The organism is Mesorhizobium sp. WSM3860, assembly GCF_002294995.1.
Lineage (GTDB): Bacteria > Pseudomonadota > Alphaproteobacteria > Rhizobiales > Rhizobiaceae > Mesorhizobium.
In genome coordinates this window covers 1-21,234 of record NZ_NSGF01000009.1, presented here as the reverse complement: position 1 = coordinate 21,234, position 21,234 = coordinate 1, and the positions used below count along the sequence as shown (strand labels likewise).

Genomic DNA, 21,234 nt, shown 5'->3' with positions numbered 1-21,234 from the left:
CGCCTCGGCCGACGTTAAGGAAGCTCGAAAGATTCCTTTTATGATTTCGGCCTATTCGTCTTCCGATGCGTAGGTCGAGTTTTAGTAAAATTGTCGCTGTCTCTCTGCTGCTGGCGCTTGCGGCCTGCGCGACGGCGCCCAGCCACATCAACAATGTCTGCGCCGTCTTCGACCAGAATGACGGCTGGTTCGACAACTGGCAGTCCGCCGCCGAGCGCACCGAACAAAAATACGGCATTCCCGTTCCGGTGCTGATGGCGACGGTGCGCAAGGAATCCGGCTTCAAGAGCAACGCCCGGCCACCGCGCACCAAGCTGCTCGGCTTCATTCCCTGGAAACATGTCTCGACTGCCGCGGGCTATTCGCAGGCGTTAGACGGCACCTGGTCGCAATATCAGATGGAGACCGGCAACTGGGCGGCGCGCCGCAGCCGTTTCGCCGACGCCATCGACTTCGTCGGCTGGTATCATTCCAAGACCGTCGACACCTTGGGCGTCGCCCGCAACGACACCTACAATCTCTATCTCGCCTACTATCTCGGCTGGTCGGCCTACGGCCGCGGCAATCGCGGTGATGCCGGCGTCCAGAACTACGCCCGCGCCACCGATCAGATGGCCCGCGACTACGCCGCCCAGCTGCAGCAATGTGGTAGCTGACGCCGGGAACGCGCGGATCCTTAGTTCGGCTTCGGCCTCTTGCCCCTCGGGCGCTTGGGCGGGGTGCCGGCAAAGCCCGGCCCCGTGCCGTGCGGCGCGTCGTCCGGCACGCCTTCATGTGCCGCATGCTCCTTGTCGAACTTGATGACCGGCTCCATCTTGGCCAGCACCTCGTCCGACAGCCAGCACAGGCTCATATGGCCGTTGCCGAGATTCTTCACCGGCGGCACCGTCGTCTCGCACAGATTGTCCGGCACCAGCCTCTTGTAGCCGCAGCGCGTCTGGAAGGGACAGCCGGTCGGCGGGTTCATTGCCGACGGGATGTCGCCTTCGAGCACGATGTGCTTCTTGACCACGCTGGTGTCGGCGATCGGGATCGCCGAGAGCAGCGCCTCGGTGTAGGGATGGTAAGGCGGCGAAAAGATCTGGTCCGTCGTGCCCTGCTCGACGATATAGCCGAGATACATGACGACGACGCGGTCGGCGATGTAGCGCACCACCGACAGATCGTGGCTGATGAACAGCATGGTCGTCTTGTTCTTGCGCTGGATGTCCATCAAGAGCTCGGTCACCGCCGCCTGCACCGAGACGTCGAGCGCCGAGACCGGCTCGTCGGCCACCACCACCTTGGCGTCGCCGGCAAAGGCGCGCGCCACGCCGATGCGCTGCTTCTGGCCGCCTGAGAGCTGGCGCGGCTTGCGGGCTTCGAAGGCCCGCGGCAGCTTAACCAGGTCGAGCAGCTCCAGCATGCGCTTGCGCCGCTCGGCGACCGTCTTGCCGACATTGAACTTCTCCAGCGTCCGGATGATCTGCGAGCCGACCGAATGGCTGGGGTTCAGCGTGTCGAACGGGTTCTGGAACACCATCTGGATCGACGACACCGTCTCGACATTGCGGCTTTCGATGCCGGTCGACTGGATCTCCTTGTTGCCCAGCGTGACGGTCCCCGAGCTTGCGGTCTCAAGCCCCAGAAGCACCTTGGCGAGCGTCGATTTCCCGCAGCCGGACTCGCCGACGATCGCCACCGTTTCGGACTCGCGCGCGGTGAACGAAATCGTCTCATTGGCCTTGACCACGCGGCCCTCGCTGGAGCCGAACACCTCGCTGCCGCCGACCTTGTAGTACTTCTTGAGATTGTCGATCTTGAGCACCGGCGCGCCGGGCTCGACCTTTTCGTTGACCTTCTTGGCACCGGGGGGCAGCGCTTCCCAGTCGATCTCGTTGAAGCGTACGCAGCGCGAGAAATGGCCCTCGTGCCCCTCGACGGCAACCATCGGAATTTCGGCGGCATTGCAGACGCCCTCGACGAAATGGTGACAGCGGGGTCCGAAATTGCATCCCTTCGGCCGCTCATGCGGCAGCGGCAATTGGCCGGGAATGGAGATCAACGGCCGCGAATTCTTGTCGGCGCCGGGCAGCGGAATCGAGCGGAACAGCCCTTGCGTGTAGGGGTGCCGCATCCGGTCGAACACGTCCTCGATCTTGCCGGTCTCGACCGCCTCGCCGGAATACATCACCGTGATCTTGTCGCAGGTCTCCAGAATGAGGCCGAGATTGTGCGACACGAAGATCATCGAGGTGCCGAACTTCTGGCCCAGCCCCTTGACCAGTTCGACGATGCCGGCCTCGACGGTGACGTCGAGCGCCGTCGTCGGCTCGTCGAGGAGCAGCAGCGCCGGTTTCGACAGCAGCGCCATGGCGATGACGATGCGCTGCTGCTGGCCGCCGGAAAGCTGGTGCGGATAGGAGCGCATCATGCGCTCCGGATCGGGCAGCTTGACCGCGCGCACCATCTCCAGTGCACGGTTATGGGCCTCTTCCTTGGAGACCTTGTCGTGGATCAGCGGCACTTCCATCAATTGCTGGCCGACCTTCATCGCCGGATTGAGGCTCGCCATCGGCTCCTGGTAGATCATGGCGATCTTGTTGCCGCGGATCGCCCGAAGCTCCTCCTCGGACATCTCGCCCATGTCCCTTCCCTGGAACTTGATGCGGCCGCCGACGATCTTTCCGATGTTTGAGAGGTCGCGCATGATGCCGAGCGACACGGTCGACTTGCCGCAGCCGGATTCGCCGACGATGCCCATCGCCTCGCCGGGCATGACCGTGCAGGAAAAGTCCATCACCGCCGGGATCTCGCCCTTGCGCGTGAAGAAGGAGATCGAGAGGTTCTCGATCTCGATGATCGGCCCATTGCTCGCCTTGGCTGGATCTCGAACTGCCTCGTTCATGGGTCGCTCCAATCCTTGATTCCTGGAACATGGGGCCCGAAGCCCGCCATCAATCCTTCATCGACTGTTCGCGCAGCGAATCCGCCAAAAGGTTCAGGCCCAGCACGAACGACATCAGCGCGATCGTCGGCGGCAGCGCCGGGTGGATGAAGGAGCGCAAGAGCCGGCTGGCATCCTTGATCGCGGTGCCCCAGTCCGGACTTTCCGGCGCCAGCCCCAGGCCGAAATAGCCGAGCGTGCCGAGCAGGATCGTCGTATAGCCGATGCGGAGGCAGGCGTCGACGATCAGCGGTCCGCGTGCATTGGGCAGGATTTCCCACAGCATGATGTACCAGGGCGATTCACCGCGTGTCTGCGCCGCCGCCACGTAGTCGCGCGTCTTGATATCCATGGTCAGCCCGCGCACGATGCGGAACACGCCGGGGCTGGAAGCGAACACCACCGCCACGAAGATGTTGAGCTGGTTGGGATCGATGTGGACGATCCTCAGCGGATCCTTGTCGAAGACGAGGCCCGTATAGATCCAGCCGCCGATGACGAGCGTCAGGCCGAGCAGGATATAGAGCCGGTCCGGCCGGTTCTTGTAGCGGGTCCAGAACAGCACGCAGAAGAAGATGATCGGGAACAGGAAGAACAGCCCCGCCAGGGCGTACGGGATAGGCGTATCCATGATGCCTGGCGTCACCAGCAGGTAGAACAAAAGGATCACCGGGAAGGCCAGCACCAGATTGGCGAGGAAGGACAGCACCGTGTCGATCTTGCCGCCGTAGTAACCGGCCGGCAGGCCGAGCGTGATGCCGACCATCAGCGCAAAACCGGTCGCCGCCGGAGCGATGATCAGCACGATCTGGCTGCCATAGACCATGCGCGAGAACACGTCGCGGGCGAGCTTGTCGCCGCCGAAATAGTAGACGAGCTTCGATGTCGGCTCGATCGCGCCGGGCAGCGTATCCTTCATGATCGACACCTGCGCCAGCGGATCGAAAGGCGAGATGGTCGAGGCGAAGATCGCCGTGAACAGCCAGAACAGGCAGATGCCGACGCCGGCAATGCCGACGCCGCTGTCAAAGAGCTGGCCGTAGAGCCCGAGCTTCTTCTTGTAGGCAAAGCTAAGGCCCATCACCAGGACAAGCGCGACCCATACCGGCCAGAAGCGCCAAAGCACGCCGACCACGACATCGAAGGCACCGATATATTCGATCTGCATCCGCCCTGCCCCCTATTGAACTCTGATGCGCGGATTGAGAAACGCGTAGCCGACATCCGAGATGAGCTGGGTGATCAGCACGATGAACACCGAGACCAGCGAGCAGCCGAGCAGAAGGTCGATGTCGTTGTTGCCGGCGGCCTCGACCAGCGTGTAGCCGAAGCCCTGGTAGCGGAACATCACCTCGACGATGACGACGCCGGTGAGCAGCCACGGGAACTGCAGCATGATGACGGTGAAAGGCGCGATCAGCGCGTTGCGCAGCGCATGCTTGATCACCACACTGCTGAAGGAGAGGCCCTTGAGGCGGGCGGTGCGGATATATTGCTGCGTCATCACCTCGACCATCGAGGCGCGTGTCATGCGCGCGATATAGCCGGTGCCGTAGATCGCCAGCGTGATCACCGGCAGGGTGAAATTGTAGAAGGTGATGCCCTGGCTGGCGGATGCCGCCGAGCCGTTCAGCCAGCCGAGCCACGAGGCGAAGATGACGGTGAAGATGACGCCCGACACATATTCGGGCGTCGCCGTCGAGGCGATCGAGGCCACCGACAGGGTCCGGTCCGTTCGCGAGCCTTCGCGCATGCCGGCAAGGATGCCGACGAGCAGCGAGATCGGCACCATGACCGCCAGCACCCAGAACATCAATATGCCGGTGGCGCCGAGCGCCGGAAACAGCTTGGCCGCGACCGTCGTCTTGAACTTGGTCGAACAGCCGAAATCGCCCTGCAGCACGCCGGAGAATTTCGGCTCGACCGGGTCGTTGCAGAAGGAGAAGCGCTGCGTCACCTTGCCGGTGGCCGGATCGGTGATCGGCTGCTTGGGCAGCACGCCCAGCCACTGGCCGTAGCGCGCAAAGAAATTCTGCCGGTAGCCGTGATTGACCAGCCAGCTTTCGAGCTGCTCGGCCGACGTGTGCATCTCGGTCTGGCTGATCGCCAGCTTCTTCAGGTTGGGCTCGAGATTGACGAGAAAGAAGACGACCAGCGTCAGGCATAGCATCGTGAGCAGAATCGTGCCGATGCGTCTGGCAATGAATGAGAACATGCGCGCTCCCCTGCCGGCCGGGTTGGGGTCAGATACGTTCAACCCTGTGTCGGATACCTTGTGAGGCTCCGCCACCGCTGCACAATACGCAACGGCGACGAAGCTGCAAATAGGAGGGGCTGACGCCCCTCGTATTTATCGCAAAAGGATCACGCCTGATCGAGCCAGACCTTGCCGAAGTCGTGCTCATAGGTCGGGTGCATCGAGTGGTTCTTCACCTCGGGCTTGATGTTGATGTAGAGCTTGCGCCAGTAAGGCTGGATGATGATGCCGGAATCCTGCAGGGTCTGCTCGATGTCCTTCATCACAACCTTGCGCTTCTCCGCATCGGCGATGCCGAGCGCCTCGTTGACCTTCTTGTCGAAGTCGGGATTGGCGTAGGCCGTCTCGTTCCACGCTTCGCCGGAGCGATAGGCGATGGCGATGACCTGGATGCCCAGAGGGCGCATGTTCCAGTTGGTTTGCGAGAACGGATACTTCGTCCAGTCGTTCCAGAAAGTCGAGCTCGGCAGCACGGTGCGCTTCACCTTGATGCCTGCTTCGCGCAGCTGGGCCGCGATCGCGTCCGTGGTGTTCTTGTGATAGTCCTCGTCGTTGCTGATCAGTTCGTGCTCGAAATCCATCACGCCGGCTTCCGTCAGCATCTGCTTGGCCTTGGCCATGTCGCGCTTGACCTCCGGCAGCTTGACATATTCCGGATGGATCGGCGCAACATGGTGGTTTTCAGCCGGGGTGCCGGCGTTGCCGTAGCCGAGCTGCAGCACGGTAGCGTTGTCGACGGCAAGCAACATCGCCTGACGAACCTTCTGGTTGTCATAGGGCTTGTGGGTGATGTTGAAGCGCGACACCACGGTGGCGGCCGTGACGACCTCCGAAACCGGAGCGCCGACATCAGCGATGATCTTGATGTAGTCGGCGGTCGTTTCGTGGTTGGTCTGGACTTCGCCGGATTCGAAAGCCGAAACCGTCGCCGCCGGATCGGTGCCGTAATCGATGAACTCGACACCGTCGAGGAAAGCTTCGCCCTGCCACCACTTGCCGGTCTCGCGGCGCTTGTAGACCACCTTCTGGCCGACATCGTAGGAGACAAGCTCGAACGGTCCGGTGCCGATCGGGCAGTTCTTGAAGTTGGCGCCCTTCTCGTCGAAGGTCTTGTGCACGACGAGCGCCGGATAATCGCACAGGTTCGGGATGATTGCGATGTCGGGCTTGCTGAGCTTGAGCTTGACCGTCATGTCGTCGACCTTGACGACGGAGCCTTCGCGCAGCTTCTTGGTGCTGTCGTCGACCAGGCTGCCGAGGCGGCCAGGCATCGAGTTGCCTTCCGCTGCCTTGTCGGCCCAGCGGGTGAAATTGTAGATCACGTCGTCGGCGGTGAACTTGTCGCCGTTATTCCATTCGACGCCCGGCCGCACATGCAGCGTGTATTCGGTAGCGTCGTCGTTGATGTCCCAGCTTGCCAGCAGGTAAGGCGAGAAGGTGTACTCCTTCGTGTACTTCACCATCGGCTCGAGCGCCTGGCGCTCGGCGTTGGCAATCTCCGACCAGTCGGCGGTGCGTGGATCCTTGGGATCCTTGATCGACATGGCGACCTTCAGCACGCCGCCCTTCTTGCCCTGCACGTCCTCGGCCCTGGCTGGCGTCGGCGCGGCCAGGCCGAGCATGCCGTAAGCCATTGCCGTCGATGCACCGAAAACGCTGGCCAAAGCCAGGAATTCACGGCGGTCCACCGTGCCCGACTTGGCCGCTTCGGCCATTGCCAGGATGTGGTCCGGAACGCGGTCACCGTTACTTTTGTAGATTGCCATGACTGACTCCCATTGTTTGGCTTTCTGCCTTTTAACATTCCGCATCCAGACCGTGATGTCAAAAGCCGGTGTGGAATTGGAACATGGTGGGGAATGTGCAACTTTGGAATGGGGCCGGTTGGCGTGATAGCGACAGCCTTGACGCAAATTTGTTAGTCCACCGCACATTTCCCGAAAAATTAACACGGCAATCAAATCAAGACATTGTCGGCGGACAGGGCCTCGTGCGCGCTAAAAGTCCTCGTCAGCCCGTCGGGGCGAGCAACACCGTCAATATTCGCGTTCGTAAAAGACGCCGCCCTTGGCTTCGCCCGCGTCGTTGGCCTCGCCGCGCAGCTTCACGCCCCTCCCGACATTGAGATCGATCGTCGCCTTGCCGGAGCCCGGTTTGTCGCCCTTCTGGATTGTCACGTAGGTACGGTCGTTGAGGTACTTGCCGGCCGAAACCGCGGTGCCGCCCTTCTCGTCGGTCGTCACATCGAGATCGTCGATGCCGATCGCGCTGCGTAGATTGTCGAGCAGCGAGGTCGTGCCGCCGGCGCCGGCCAATTGCGCGGCCGCGTCGGCAAGCTGGGCGATCTGCAGCGGCGAGAGATTGGACATCGAGCGGCCGAAGATCAGTTGCGCCAGCACCTCGTCCTCAGGCAGCGCCGGTGCGGAGGAGAAGTTGAACTTCGGGTTGGTCGCCTCGCCCGAAACGACGATGGTGACGGTGGCGCTGCTGGTCGTGGTGGTCGCGGTCAGGTTGAGGTAAGGCACAAGCGAACCCTGGAACCCGACCGTGCCCTCGGTGAAGGTCAGCCGCTTGGCGAGGATCGTCAGCCGGCCGCGCTGCAAGGTGAAGGTTCCGACGGCCTGCGGCGAGGATGCCGGGCCGGTCAGCTTCAGCGAGCCGCCGAGCTCGGCGTCGACGCCCCTGCCCTGGATGAAGATCTGATTCGGTGCGTTGACCGTCACGTCGAGGACAAGGCCGCTGCCGCTGCTGCCTCCGCTGCTCGATGTCGGCGGGTTCAGCGCCCTGTCCTGCGCGCGCACTGCGCGCGGCGGGTTCTTATGCTTCACATCCAACTCCGAGAGCGAACCCGGCAGCTTGTCCGGCACGGTGATGACCGTCCGCGCCAGGTTTATGGTGCCGGCGATCACCGGCGCCGACACGAGCGGCCCCTTGATGGTCAGGTCGCCGCCGAGATTGGCGGTCACCACCCTGCCGTCGGTGTAGCGGCCGTCGGTGAGTTTTATCGACAGGTCGGCCGGAAAACCTTGCGCCGGCGTGATGCCGACGGTGCCGCTCGCCGAAAGGCTGCCGCGCGTCGACAACGTGCCCGTCAGGCGATTGATCCTGGCGACGCCGCCGCCGATCGAGACGTCGGCCCCGATGTCGTTGACCGCCAGCCCGGACCGCGCGTCGATGAGACGCGCGCCCGACGTCGTGACTTTGCCGCTGATCACCGGCGCGGACACCGGACCGCGCACCTGCAAGTCGACATCGGCGCTTCCGTTGAGCGCCAGGCCTTGCGCGGCGAGTTTCGAGGCAAGGAAGGAAAACGGCACCTTGCCTTTGAAATCGAGCGCCAAGGTCGGCCCGCCTGCCGTCGTCACCGTGCCGCCGCCCTTGAGACCAAGGCCGGCGCCGTCGCTGATGTCGGCGTCGAAGGCAAGCTTGTTGCCGGCAAAGGTTCCCGACGAGGATACGTTCATGCCGCCGAGCCCTGCGCCCCGCGTCTGCGAAGTCTGCACGCCGGAAGCAGCTACATTGAAGGCGACCGTCGGAGTGGCCGGCGCGCCGGAGACCTTGACCGTGCCCGAGATCGAGCCTGCCGCATCGAGGCCGGGCGAGAAACTGTTTGCGAGCGAGACCGGCACCCTGGCCAGATTGGCGTTGATGTCGAGCGTCTGCGCGACCTTGCCCGTCACCGTCGCCGTACCGCCGCCGAGATTGAGCACCAGCCGGTCGAGCGTCGTCGCGCCGTTGGCGATGGTCACGGTCGAGGCCTGCGCGATCGCCGCCTTGATGCCTTGCACCGTCGCCTGGCCTGACGCGAGCTCGACGGTCGTCGTGCCGTTGGCCACTTTCACCCGGCCGGCCGCCTTCGCCGGAATGTTCTTGACCGTGGCGCCGCCGGAAAAGCCGGTCCAGTCGCCGTCGCGCTTCAGGTCGACATCGATGCCGGTAACGGCAGTGCCGCTGGAGGTCACGCTGTCGGCGCGGATCTTGCCGGAGATGACAGGTGCTGCAAGGTAGTTGGCGATCTGTGCGTCGATGGCGACTTTTTTGGCCGAGATGTCGCCGCGCCTGATCGCCGCCGTGGTCGCCTTGACGGCGACGTTCGGCCCGTTGCCGGCCTTCGAGAAGGCGATAGTGCCGCGAACATCGCCTTCCGCCTTTTCCAGTGCAAGCGCCGCCAGCGGACCGATGTCAGGCAGATCGAGCGACACGGTGCCCACCGGCACGAAGGCTTCGTCGAGCGCGAGGTCGCCGGAGATCTTGTTCGGACCCAGCGACAGCAGAAGCCCGTTGATCGCGCGCTTGCCGTTGGCGGTGGCCAGCACGGCGCTGCCTTGCAGCGCCTGTCTGGCGACATTGCCGGTCAGTTGCACATCGGCCGCCGGATTGGCGGCATCGGCCTTGCCTGTCGCGGTGAGCTTCAGTCCGGTGATCTCGCGCGCCGCCACGGACAGCCTGTCGCTGTTCACCGTCAGCGAGAGGTCGGGGCCCATAATCGGACCTTGCGCATTCAGGCCAAAAGCGATGGCGCCCTTGGCGTCTTTCGAGAGCAGCGAAACGTCGCTCAACGCCCCCCTGATGTCGGCGGCAAGCTTGTTGTCGGCAAGGCTCGCCTGCCCGTCGGCGCTCAGCGCGCCCGAGTTGAGCTTCAAGCCGGCGACATTGACGTTGCCGTTGGCGTCGCGTTTCAGGGCGGCGCTCAATTGCGCGCTCTCGCCCAGCATGCCGCGCACCGCCGCCGGCAAGGCGGAAGAAGCGACATTGGCGTTCACATTGAGGTCGACGGCGCCGTCGCGCAGCGATATGCGGCCGGCGACCTGGCTGTTGAGCGCATCGCTCTTGAGCGAGCCGCTGTTGACGGCAACGGCCTCGCTCGTCAAACGGCCATTGACCTCGGCCGTGACCTTGCCGGCAACCAACGGCGCGATCATGGGATTGTCCAGGCCGATCCTGTCGATCGACACCGTCCCGGAGACCGGGCCTGCCCGCCCCTTGAGATCGAACGCATCCGAATGCAGCGCAACGGCAAGACCGTCCACATTCACCTGGCTGGCGGCAACCGAGGGCAGGATCGCGGAAGCCTCGAGACGGGCTTGCGTGCTTTCGCCGGCTATCTTTGCCGACAACGACTGGACCTCGATCTTGACCGGGCTCGCGGCGCTGCCGATCGTCAACGGCAGGCTGGGTCCGGATGATGTGAGATCGAGCGAAAAATCGCTGTCGCCGTTCGGGTTTAATGTGCCGGCGGCGTTGCCGGAAATCCTGTCGCCCGAAAGCGTTGCATGGTCGAGGGCCAGGCCGCTCGCCAGACCATAGCTGCCGGCGGCATCTAGATTGAGCGGCCCAAGTCCCGCCTGGCGGGTCTGGCTGGTCTCGGCGCCGGCGAGCTTGGCGTCGAACTGAATATCGGGACTGGCCGACGGACCCGTGAGATGTGCCGTGCCTTCCAGCGTTCCGGCAGCGTCGAGGCCCGGCACGAAATCATTGGCGAGCGCCGCAGGCAGGCCGGCGAAATCGGCCGTCAGATCGAGGCTCTGGCCGGCGCTGCCGGAAACGGTCGCCGAGCCGCCGCCGAGATTGAGCGCAAGCTTCTCGACGCTGGCGACACCGTTCGCGATTGCGAGGCGCGACGGCTCGGCGATCGCCGCCTTGATGCCGCGCAGGGTTGCTTCGCCGGACGCGATCTCGACGCTGGTCTTGCCGTCGGCGATCTTCACGCGCCCGGTCGCGGTGGCCGGAATGCCGGATGCCGTCGCGCCGCCGGAAAAATTGGTCCAGTCGCCGTCGCGCTTCAGGTCGATGCCGATACCGCTGACCACCGTCTTGCCGGAAGTGACGCTGTCGGCCTTGATCGTGCCCGAGATGGCCGGTCCCTTGAGATAGTTGGCGATCAGCGCATCGACGGTAATCGCCTTCGCCGCCAGTTCGCCGCGCGCGATCGATGTGCTGGCCGCATTGATGGTGACGTTGGGAGTCGCGCCATCCTTGGCGAAGGCGATCGTGCCGTTGATATCGCCGCTCGCCGTCTGGCCGCCAAGCGCCGCCAGCGGCCCGACATCGGGAACGGCCAGCGTCAGCGTGCCGAGCGGCAGGAACTGATCGTCGAGCGCGAGGTCGCCCGAAACCTTGTTGTCGCCGAGTGCAAGGCTGAGCCCCCTGATCGCCCGCTTGCCGGCCGCGGTCACCAGCGACGCCTCGATGTCGAGCGGCTGCTTCTCGACGTTGCCGGTCAGCGAAATATCGGCCGAGGGGTTGGCGATGTCGGCCTTGCCCTTCGCCGAGAGCTTGATGTCCTTCACCGTGCGGCCGGCCGCCGTCAGGCTGGCGCTGTCGGCCGACACCGAGAAATCCGGCGCCCAGCGCGGACCGCTGGCGGTTAGCGCGAAATTGACCCCGCCGGCAAGCGGCGTGCCCGCCAGCGACGACAGCGCCGATACATCGCCCAGCGTTCCCTTGACGTTGGCCTGGATGTCCGAGCCTTGCGCGCTGGCGGTGCCGCTGGCGCTGAGCGAGCCGGAGGTGAGCTCCAGCTCGTTGGCCGCGAAAGCGCCTTCCGGATCGCGGGTCGCGGTAGCCGAGAATTTCACCCGTTCGCCAAGCAGCGAGCTGATCTGCGGCGGCAGCGCCTTCGATACGGCGTCGGCGTTCATCTTCAGCGTCATCGACAGATCGGCGAGCGAGACGCCGGCGGTCAGCGCGGCGTTGAGCGCATCGCTGCGCAGAGTGCCCTGGTCGACCGTGACGGCGTCACGGCTGATCGAACCGGCGAGATCGGCGGCGAGCTTGCCCGTCACCAGCGGCGCCAGGGTCGCCACGTCGGTCTTCAGGCCGGCGGCGGCGAGCTTGACATTGACGGGCCCGGTGCGGGTCGCGACGTCGAAGCCGTCGGAATGGACCTGTCCCGTCACATTGTTGAGCTGCGTGCCGCCGACAGCGATCGAGGCCAACGAGGTGCCGATGTCGACTATTGGCGCCTTGCCGTCGCCAAAGGCGCGTGCGGTCGCCTTCTCAACCGCGACCAGGATTGGCACCGCGCTGGTGCCGACGTCGATGGTCACGGGCTTGTCCTTGGCGGAGAGCTCGACGGCAAGGTCGCTGGCGCCCTTCGGGTCGACATTGCCGGTGGCCGTGCCATGCACGGCACCGCTCTCTACGATCGCGCGCTCGATATCGATCCCGCCTGTCGTGGTCGCCGTCCCGGCCACGTCGAAATCCGTCTTGCCGGCAAACAGCGACTTGAACTTCTCCGGCAGGAAGCGCTCGAATTCGCCGTCGCCTTTGGCCTCGATATAGTGGCCCCTGTCGCTCAACTGATGGCGGCCGGTGAGCTGAGCGACGATCTGACGGTCGACGACGAAGGTGCCGATGCCGTTCCAGTTGGCGAGCGGCCCCGTGCCGGAGACGACTATATCGACGGGCGGCGCATCGGGGAGCTTGAGCAAATTGGCGATGATGCCGCCGGCCGGCTCCGATGCCTTGAGATCGAGGTCGAGCTTGTTGTCGGCCGGCGCGAAATGGACCTTGGCGTCGACATTGCCTTGCTTGCCGTCGTGGCGGGCGACTTTGAGCACCGTGTCGATCGCCAGCGGCGATGGATCAGCCTTGAGCGAACCCTTGGCGGCAAGTTCGGCAATGCCGCTGCCGGCGAGCTCTTGCCCGAGCGCGATCTCCGGCAGCTCGATCTCTTTGACGTCGATCGAAACTGGCAGGCTGGTCGATGCGCCTTGCGACGGCTGTTGGCCCGCTTGTGGCAGCCGCGCCAGCTCGATGCGCTCGGCTCCGATGCGGTCGGCGTTGAAATTGCGCGACAAGAGCGCCGTCGGCGACCAGTCGAGCGCCACCTTGCGCGCCACCAGCCAGGGTCCGGTGCGATCCTCCAGCACGACATGATCGAGCCTGAGCTGACCGGACCAGATGCCTTCGATACCGCTGACGGTGACCTTGCGGTCCTCGGTCGAGGCCAGCTTCGAGATCAGGCCGGCGAGATTCTGGCGGCCGCCTTCGGTGCCGGTCAGCACGGCGAGCGCGCCGATCGCCACCACCAGCAGCAGGAGCAGCGTGTAAAGGCAGATACGAAGGATGCGCCAGAATATCCTCATCATCAGAACGCCTGACCGATGCCGGCATAGAGGCCGAAATGCGGATCGCCCGGATCGCGGTTGAGCGGCACGGCGGCGTCGACTCGCAGCGGCCCGAATGGCGTAAGATAGCGCAGACCGACGCCGGCGCCGACCTTGACGTCGGAGAAATCGGGGAAGGATTTGGTCGAGACCGTGCCGGCATCCACGAAAGGCACGATGCCGATCGTGTCGGTGACGGCAATGCGCATCTCGATCGACGTCTCGAACAGGGACAGGCCGCCGATCGGCTGGCCGTCGATATCCTTCGGGCCGATACCCTGGTAGGCATAGCCGCGCACCGAGCCGCCGCCGCCGGAATAGAAGCGCCGATCGGCCGGAACATTCTGCAGCCCGGTGCCAACGATCGAGCCGAGCGTGGCGCGTTCGGCGAGGACGAATTTGCTCGCCGTATCGAGCGACTGATAGGCGGAGCCTTCGCCCTTCAGCTTGAGGAAAGTCGCGCCGTTCAGAATGTCGTAGCTCGGCTCGGCATAAGCAAGCGCCCGGAAACCCCTGGTCGGGTTGAGCTTGTTGTCGCGGCTGTCATAGACATATTGCAGCGGGACGCTGGCGATCAGATAGGTGTGCTTGCCGAAGGCGTCGGTGATCTTCGAGTAATCGAGGTCGAATTCGGCCGAGACCCGCTGCCTCTTGTCGAGGTCGTAGGAGACTCCCACGTCGCCCTTGACCGAGAAATGGTCGTAGGCGTCGGGGTGCTCCAACACGGTCTTGATGCCGGTGAAGAACTTCGATGTCGGCCCGAGCACGCCCGGCTTCTCGAACATAATGCCGGCATTGTAGTTGAGCGCGGAAATGCTGTTGCTGCCGATGCCGCTGATGGAGCCGTCGATGCGCAGCTTCTCTGCCTGGCCGAACAGATTGCGGTGGCCCCAATAACCTTCGAGCCCCAGTCCTTCCGTGTTCGAAAACGTGCCGCCGACGCCGAAAAAGCGCGGCTTGCGCTCGCTCACCTGGACGTCGATCGGAATGTTGCCTTGGGCGTCGAGGCTCTCGCCCTCCTTGAGGGTCACGCTGTTGAAGACTTCGAGCCCGAGCAAGCGATCGCGGGCATCGTCAATCTCTTGCGGCGAAAATTGCTGGCCCCGCTTTAAGCCCGTCATGTATTCGGTGAAGTCGCGATCAACCTTTTCGGTACCCTCGACGGTGGTGTCGCCATAGCCGGCGACCGGGCCGGCCGCGACCGTCAGTGTCACGTCGAGCGTCGAAGTGTCATGGTCTGCGACGATCGAGCGATCCGTCACCTTGGCAAGCGGCCTACCCTCTTCCTTGAGCGCTCGCACGATCGCCGCTTCGGCCTTGAGCACGGCACCCGAACTGGCGTCGCCGCCCGCGATCAGGCCGAAATCGGCGCTCGACAGGCCCGCCGCGTCGCCTTTCAGCCTGATGTCGCCGAGGGTGAATTTCGGCCCGGCGGCAATGCTGACGACCACCGGAATGGGCTGTGGCCCCTTGAATTCGGCGTCCGGCGGCAGTTCGTCAAGGGACTCGCCCTCTATGGTGATGGTGACCACGCCTTCGTAGCGGGCGTCGGCATAAAGAGCGGCAACGAGTTGCTCGCGATCGCTGCGCGCCTTGGCCATCAGGCCGAGCGACCCCGATACCGGATGCTCCTCGTCATTTTTGAGCGCCGAGGCATCTTCCAGCTTCTTGACCAGATCCTTGTCGGCATCCGGCGCGTCGATGGTCACGGAATAGCGCAGCGGATCGACGATGTCGGCATCCTCGTCCTTGGACGAGCCCCAAAGCTTGATGCCGAAAATCTCGAAAGCGGCCGCCGGCCGCGCTTCGCCGGCGAGCATGGCCGCGCAGACAAGCGCCAAAAATAGGGCGCGCGGAAGCCCGCGCCCTGGCGCGATCCCTCCCGACATCTGCGTTTCATACGCCGACATTACGCTAACCTAGACGACAAAACTAAAATTGGAATGAAGTTCTGAAACGCTCGTAAAGGGGCCACAATCCAATTGTCTGAAATAGACCGGGCTTGGAATTCACACCTTTTGCGCCTTCGCAAGAAAGCGTGAACCCTTGTCCCGTGGAGGTTCTGTCGAAATACCGGCCTATGGCCGGCATGGAAACCGTTGGCGGGTTGAAAACCTGCCGCGTTCGGCGTTGACAAGCCTGCTTGATGCTTGATCATGCCCGGACGCTGCAATGTCGGGAGGGTGATATGGCAATGCGCGCGGCTCGTGGTCTCTCTTTCCTCGTTCTTCTGTTCTTTGCCTTGAGCGGAGCCGCGCAGGCGGCCGAAGCCCGGCGAATCGTGACGACTGACAATTCCGACTATTTCGGTTTCGACCTCAGGTCCGACCAGAATGTCAGCATCGAGCAATGCAAGACCACATGCCTCGGCGACGCCGCCTGCCGCGCCTTCACCTACAACACGAAGGCCAAATGGTGCTTTCTCAAATCCGACTACAATCAGCTGAAACCCTTCAGCGGCGCCGTCGCCGGCAAAGTCGCAAACGTCGATGGCGACCCCGATATCGGCGCGCCGCCTCCACTTGCCTTCTTCCCCAACTGGATGGCCGATCAGGCCCAGCAGTTCCGCAACAAGCTGACCGATCCGGCCTATGACAAGCCGACCGAGGGACTGGCAGCAATTCAGGCCACGGCCGAGCAGGCAGCGCTGACCGGCGACCATCGCCTGGCCATGCAGAAATACCAGGCGGCGCTATCCGTCCTGCCCGACGACGGCGCGCTCTGGCTGGCGCTGGCGCGCGAGACGCTCGGCGTGCAGCCGGCCTCCAACACCTCCGAACCCTCGACCCTGCCGGCAAACGTCACCTCGGCGGCCTTCAACGCTTATAAGCTGGTGCGGACGGCAAAGACCCGCGCCGAGGCTCTGGCGCTGCTTGCCGCCGGCCTCGACAAGCGCGACCTTTTCCGGCCGGCCATTCAGGCCTATGAGGCGAGCCTTGCGCTGGTGAACTCGCCCGCCGTACAGGCCGATTACGCCGACCTCAAGGCACGCAAGGGTTTCCGGGTCATCGACCATTCCGTCGATGCCGATTCCTCTTCGCCGCGCATCTGCGCCCAGTTTTCCGAGGACTTGGTGAAGACCGGCGTCGACTATTCGCAGTTCGTCACCGTCGACAATGCCGCTCCCAAGGCTGTCGAAGCCAAGGACAAGCAGATCTGCGTCGAAGGGCTTGAACATGGCCAACACTATGACGTGACCTTCCGCGCCGGCCTGCCGGCCGCGATCGGCGAGACGATTGCCGCTCCGGTCGTGCTGTCGATCTATGTCCAGGATCGCGCCCCATCGGCCCGCTTCACCGGCGACAGCTTCGTGCTGCCGGCCGGCGCCCGCCGCGGCATTCCGGTCGTCACCGTCAACATGAGCGCCGCCAAGATGAAGCTCTACCGCATCGGCGACCGTTCGCTGGCGCAGCTTCTGTCCGGCTACCAGTTTCTGCATCAGCTCGACGGCTACGACATTTCCACCATTTCCGACCAGATGGGCGCGCCGGTCTGGGAAGGCACGCTCGACATCGCCAACGACCTCAACAAGGAGGTCACCACCTCCTTTCCGGTCGACGAGGCGATCCCGCAGCGCAAGCCCGGGGTCTATGTGTTGACCGCGCAGCCGGTCGACGACAAGAGCGACGAGTATGGTTCGCGCGCCACCCAATGGTTCGTCGTTTCCGACATCGGCCTCTCCACCTATACCGGCCAGGACGGTCTCAACGTCTTTGCCCGTTCGCTGGGCTCTGCCAAGCCGATTGCGGGCGCTGAACTGACGCTGCTTGCCAAGAACAATGAAATCCTCGGCATGGCGACATCCGACGCCGAGGGCCATGCCGTGTTCAACCCTGGCCTGACGCGCGGCGAAGGCGGCATGGTGCCGGCGGTGCTGATGGCCAAGCAGGGCGACAACGACTTCGTCTTCCTCGACATGGGCCGCGCCGGCTTCGATCTGTCGGACCGCGGCGTTGCCGGGCGCGCCGCGCCCGGCGCGCTCGATGTCTATGCCTGGACCGAGCGCGGCATCTACCGCGCCGGCGAAGACGTCCATGTCGCCGCCCTTGCGCGCGACGGCGCCGCCAAGGCGGTCGAGAACCTGCCGCTGACCTTCATCTTCACCCGGCCCGACGGCGTCGAGAACCGCCGCATCGTCAGCGACGGTGCTTCCGCTGGCGGCCATGCCGTCGATCTGCCGCTCGAGCCTAACGCCATGCGCGGCACCTGGTCGGTGTCGATCTACACCGATCCCAAGCAGGCGCCGGTCGCCAGCCAGATGTTCCTCGTTGAAGACTTCGTGCCGGATCGCATCGAGTTCGATCTGACCGCCGACAAGAAGGAGATCGCACAGGGTGAGACAGCCAATGTCAGCGTTGACGGCCGCTTCCTCTATGGCGCGCCAGCCGCCGGCCTCGCGCTCGAAGGCGAGATGACGCTCTCGACCACGGACAGCTGGGATCGGTTCAAGGACTTCACCTTCGGCCTCGCCGACGAGCAGTCGGCCGAGCCTTCGGTGACGCCTTTGGCCAACCTTCCTGTCGTCGGCGATGACGGCAAGGCGACCTTCCCGGTCTCGATCGACCAGCTGCCCTCCACCACCAAGCTGATCAACGCCAAGGTCACAGTCCGCATGCGTGAAGCCGGCGGCCGTGCCGTCGAGCGCTCGCTCGACATCGCCATCCATCCGGAAAAGGAGATGATCGGCATCCGCCCGGATTTCGAAGGCGGTGAGGTGCCGCAAGGCGGAACAGCGAAATTCAGCATCATCGCCGTCGATCCGAACGGCAAACGCGAGGAGCTGAAAGGCGCGCAGTGGTCGCTGTTCAAGGTCGAGCGCAACTACCAATGGTACCGTTCGAACAATTCCTGGAACTATGAAGCGGTGAACCTCACCAAGGCCGTCGCCAACGGCCAGATCGACCTGAACCCCGACGGCGAGGCGACCGTGTCGCTTCCTGTCGACTGGGGCCGCTACCGGCTTGAGGTCGAGAGTGCCGACCCCGATGGCCCGGCGACCAGCTATGAGTTCGACGCCGGCTGGTACGTCGCCTCGACAACCACCGAAACACCGGACGGCCTGGAGATCGCGCTCGACAAGGACACTTACGCCGCCGGCGAGGTGGCCAAGCTCAAGGTCTCACCGCATTTTGCCGGCGAGCTTCTGGTCACCATCGGCGCCGAGAAGCTCTTGAAGACCGTCACCGCTTCGGTGCCGGCCGGCGGCAACACCGTCGACATCCCCGTCGGCGACGACTGGGGCGCCGGCGCCTACGTCACGGCGACTTTGTTCCGGCCGGGCGATGCGCAAGAATCGCGCATGCCGGCCCGCGCCATCGGCGTCAAATGGCTGACCGTGGATCCGGGTTCGAAGAAGCTAACTGTTGCGCTTACGCCGCCTGAAAAGACGGCCCCGCGCCAGCAGCTGTCGATCCCGGTCGCCGTCAACGGCGCGCAAGCCGGCAGCAACGCCTATGTGGTGGTCGCGGCCGTCGATGTCGGCATCCTCAACCTCACCAACTACAAGGCGCCCGATCCGGAGGACTGGTTCTTCGGCCAGCGCATGCTGGGTCTTGAAATCCGCGACCTTTATGGCCGCCTGATCGACGGTTCGCTCGGCACCACCGGCAAATTGCGGACCGGCGGCGACGGCGCCAACATGCAGTCGCAAGGCAGTCCGCCGACCGAGAAGCTGGTCGCCTTCTTCTCCGGCCCGGTCGAGCTCGATGCCAATGGCAAGGCGCGGGTGGATTTCGATATCCCGCAGTTCAACGGCACCGTGCGCGTCATGGCCGTCGCCTGGACCAAAGAGGCCGTCGGCCATGCTCAAACCGACGTCATCGTGCGCGATCCGGTGGTGATCACCGCCGGCTTGCCGCGCTTCCTGGCGCCTGGCGATGCCGCGACCATGCGTCTCGACATCGCTGACACCGACGGCCCTGCCGGCGACTACAAGCTGTCGGTCACCACGACCGGCGATCTCTCGACCGGCGACAAGCCCCTGCCCGAGAAGCTGACGCTTAGCCAGGGCAATCGGCAATCGCTCTCGTTCCCGCTGATCGCGCAGACGGCGGGCGACGCTTCGATCACCGTCAAGCTCGCGCATGACAGCGGAACCGAGGTCGAGCAGACGCTCTACCTGCCGGTGCGCCCGGCGCAGCTCCCGGTCACCAACCGCATGGTGGTCGACCTGAAACCCAATGGCGGCGCCTTGCGCGTCGACAAGCAGCTGCTCGCCGCAAGCGTGCTCGACGGTGCTTCGGTCAGCGTCGGCGTCTCGCAGGCAGCCGCCTTCGACGTGCCTTCCCTCTTGATGACGCTCGATCGCTACCCCTATGGCTGCGCCGAGCAGACAACCAGCCGCGCCTTGCCGCTGCTCTATGTCAACGACATGGCCAAAAGCATCGGCATGGAGAGCGATCCGGACCTGCATGGTCGCATCCAAGATGCCGTCTACAAGGTGCTGAGCTACCAGGCATCAAGCGGCAGCTTCGGCCTCTGGGGTCCGGGATCCGGCGACCTCTGGCTCGATGCCTATGTCACGGAGTTCCTGACCCGGGCGCGCGAGCAGAAATACGACGTGCCGGCGCAGGCGATGAACCAGGCGCTGAACAACCTGCAGAACTCGCTGGGTTATGACCAGGACGTCCAGGATCGCGGCAGCGAGATCGCCTACGCGCTCTATGTGCTCGCCCGCAACAAGAAGGCCTCGATCGGCGATCTGCGCTACTATGCAGATACGCAGCTCGAGTCCTTCTCGAGCCCGATGGCAGTCGCGCAACTGGCGGCAAGCCTCGCACTTTACGGCGATACGCAGCGTTCCGAAGCCACTTTCCAGACGGCCTTGCGGCTGGCGCAGGCAAGCACCGAGTACGACTATTATCGCTCCGACTACGGCTCGCCGCTGCGTGATGGCGCCGCGATGCTGGCGCTGGCCGCGGAATCGAAGCCAGTACCGAGCATCGTGCCGCAACTGATCAGGCTGGTGGCGCGGGAACGCGCCGACGCCCGCTGGACGAGCACGCAGGATGAATCCTGGATGCTTCTTGCGGCAAGGGCGTTGAAGGAAGGCAATAATTCAATCGCGCTTTCCGTCAACGGCGCGCCGCATGCCGGCGGCTATTCCGATCGGGTCGCCGGCAGCGACCTTGTCGATAGCCCGCTCACCATCGCCAACACCGGCACGACGCCGCTGCAGGCGGTGGTCACGGCGGTGGCCGCACCCGTCGAGCCGCTGCCGGCCGGCGGCGACGGCTTCACCATCGATCGCACCTACTACAGGCTCGACGGCACCGAGGCCAACATCACCGAGGCCAGGCAGAACGAACGCTATGTGGTCGTGCTCAAGGTCTATGAGCAGAACAAATGGCCCTCGCGCCTGCTGATCACGGATCTGTTGCCGGCCGGCTTCGAGATCGACAATCCGAGCCTGGTGTCCAGCGCTCAGCTGTCGAACTTCTCCTGGTTGGCGCAGACCGACGCCGCGCATCTGGAGTTCCGCGACGACCGCTTCGTCGCCGCCTTCAATCCGAATGAAGGCGACGGCGACCGCAACATCGCGCTGGCCTATGTCGTGCGCGCCGTGACGCCGGGCACCTATGCCCATCCGGCGGCGACGGTGGAGGACATGTATCGCCCGCAATATTCGGCCCGCACCGCCTCCGGCATGATGGAGGTCAAGGCGGAGTAAGTATTCCGACGCTGGCGATCACAAAAATGGCGATAGCGCTGCCCCTCATCCGCCTGCCGGCACCTTCTCCCCGTCTAGAGACGGGGAGAAGGGGACTATCGCGATCGTCGGCGCCTTTTCTGCAGCGTTGGAAATTGGCGAAAGCCTCTGCGCAGGCCCCTTTCTCCCCGTCTCTATACGGGGAGAAATGCCCGTGTCCGAACCGGATAGATAGGTAACAGAATGGACCGATTAGATGGGTGACAGTTTTCTCGCCAGCCGGGAGGACCGG

General features: G+C 64.1%; 8 protein-coding genes. 2 read left to right on the top strand and 6 right to left on the bottom strand.

Annotated features, from left to right (window positions below):
* Positions 1-65 precede the first annotated feature (65 nt).
* Positions 66-656 carry a transglycosylase SLT domain-containing protein gene (locus tag CK220_RS15960; RefSeq protein ID WP_095812461.1) on the top strand — a complete coding sequence of 197 codons (591 nt, stop codon included), beginning with the start codon at positions 66-68 and terminating at the stop codon, positions 654-656.
* Positions 657-676: 20 nt separating this feature from the next.
* On the opposite strand, the gene CK220_RS15955 is transcribed toward CK220_RS15960, so the two are convergent.
* The 6 genes from CK220_RS15955 to CK220_RS15930 form a co-directional block, all read right to left on the bottom strand.
* Positions 677-2,887, bottom strand: a complete 2,211-nt coding sequence (locus tag CK220_RS15955; RefSeq protein WP_095812460.1) for an ABC transporter ATP-binding protein — start codon at positions 2,885-2,887, stop codon at positions 677-679.
* 49 nt (positions 2,888-2,936) lie between these two features.
* Positions 2,937-4,094, bottom strand: coding sequence for an ABC transporter permease (locus CK220_RS15950; protein WP_095812459.1), 1,158 nt, complete (start codon positions 4,092-4,094; stop codon positions 2,937-2,939).
* Positions 4,095-4,106: 12 nt separating this feature from the next.
* A complete protein-coding gene (locus CK220_RS15945) occupies positions 4,107-5,141 on the bottom strand; it encodes an ABC transporter permease (protein WP_095812458.1) in 1,035 nt (344 codons plus the stop codon).
* A 149-nt stretch (positions 5,142-5,290) separates the two neighbouring features.
* Positions 5,291-6,949, bottom strand: coding sequence for an ABC transporter substrate-binding protein (locus CK220_RS15940; protein WP_095812457.1), 1,659 nt, complete (start codon positions 6,947-6,949; stop codon positions 5,291-5,293).
* Positions 6,950-7,219: 270 nt separating this feature from the next.
* Entirely contained in the window at positions 7,220-13,273 is a 6,054-nt protein-coding gene (locus tag CK220_RS15935) for a translocation/assembly module TamB domain-containing protein (protein WP_095812643.1), read from the bottom strand.
* A 2-nt stretch (positions 13,274-13,275) separates the two neighbouring features.
* Entirely contained in the window at positions 13,276-15,204 is a 1,929-nt protein-coding gene (locus tag CK220_RS15930) for an autotransporter assembly complex family protein (RefSeq protein ID WP_095812456.1), read from the bottom strand.
* Between the two features lie 278 nt (positions 15,205-15,482).
* On the opposite strand from CK220_RS15930, the gene CK220_RS15925 reads away from it, so the two are divergent.
* Entirely contained in the window at positions 15,483-20,963 is a 5,481-nt protein-coding gene (locus CK220_RS15925; RefSeq protein WP_095812455.1) for an alpha-2-macroglobulin family protein, read from the top strand.
* Positions 20,964-21,234: the final 271 nt, after the last annotated feature.